Source organism: Kitasatospora sp. NPDC001225 (assembly GCF_053597855.1).
Map to the genome: position 1 here is coordinate 1 of NZ_JBSFJC010000487.1, position 1,096 is coordinate 1,096.

Sequence of the window (1,096 nt, forward strand, 5' to 3'; positions counted from 1 at the left end):
GAGTGATCGGGTGGCCCGTCAACCGCTACTGGCGGGTAGTTTGAGCGATGATCGATCATCTCTATGCGAACTCCCTTGACAACTCAACGCCGCTCTCCCGCTCCTACCTCCACCCCGTCCTCGGCCCGCTCGCCGCCGGGCCCGAGGTGCTCACGGCCCTCGCGGACCGCATGGAGGACCTGCTCGACGAGGAGCTGCCGACCGCCCCGGCCACCCTGTTCACCCTGGCCTCCTACGCCTCCGCCCTGGGCTGGCTCACCGAGTCGCTCTCCGAACTGACGCAGACCGTCGACACCCTGGCCACCATGGCCGGTCTTCCACCGCGCCCCGGTGCCGCGCCCACCGTCCCCGGGGAGCTGGAGGGCTTCGACCTGTCCGGCTACACCCCGAGCGACCGGGAGACGGTCACCACCCTGGCGGCCGAAGCCGCGCTCCCGCCCGGCCTCTACCTCCAGGTCCTGGGCCGGGCCGAGGGCGCTGCGTCGGACTTCACCGAAGCGTGCATGGAGATCGTCGGCGCCCTGACCGAGGACGCCCACGAGCTCCTCAAGGAGTCGGTCAGCTTCGTGCGCCTGGGCGGCAACGGCCCCGACAGCCTGCCCACCCTGGTCCGCTCCCTCATCGCCCGGATGGAGACGACCGAGTGAACCCGCACGACCAACTGGCGAAGCCCGCCGCGCACCGCGTCTACGAGCGGCTCGGTGTGGACGACGTCTGGACCCTGTTGCGGCGCCACCCCGAGGAGAGCCCTGAGGCCAGCCTCGCCTGGTACCTCGCCGCGTCCGCCACCGCCGTCGACGGCGTCCACCGCGAGCTGGCCGCCGCCGCGAAGACGGCCGTCGAGACGCTGTCGCCGGTCGCGCGCGGACAGTACGCCGGGCAGTCCACACACGACGGCATCCTCCGGGAGTCCGGCCTGCGGATCGACCTGCTCGCCGCCCGGCGGGAAGCGGCCTTCACCCAGTTCGCCGCCTCGCTGACCTCCTACGCCCGATGCACCGGTGCCGACCGGACGGCGACGACCGACGCGCAGTCCCGGCAGCAGCCCAGCCCCCGGCAGTCCCACGCCGGTCCGGCCCTCTGGGACGACGAACAC

2 protein-coding genes are annotated in these 1,096 nt (G+C 72.5%); both read left to right on the plus strand.

The window, feature by feature from the left end; all coding sequences use genetic code 11:
* Window positions 1-47 precede the first annotated feature (47 nt).
* A complete protein-coding gene (locus tag ACWDCZ_RS41665; protein WP_449818768.1) occupies window positions 48-647 on the plus strand; it encodes a hypothetical protein in 600 nt (199 codons plus the stop codon).
* Window positions 644-1,096 (plus strand): hypothetical protein (locus ACWDCZ_RS41670; protein WP_449818769.1); only part of this gene is annotated, 453 nt, incomplete at its 3' end. The genes ACWDCZ_RS41665 and ACWDCZ_RS41670, both read left to right, overlap by 4 nt.

Bases quoted from the DNA above. Each gene is read 5' to 3' on its own strand.
- ACWDCZ_RS41665 (WP_449818768.1), top strand. From the start codon at position 48: ATGATCGATCATCTCTATGCGAACTCCCTTGACAACTCAACGCCGCTC.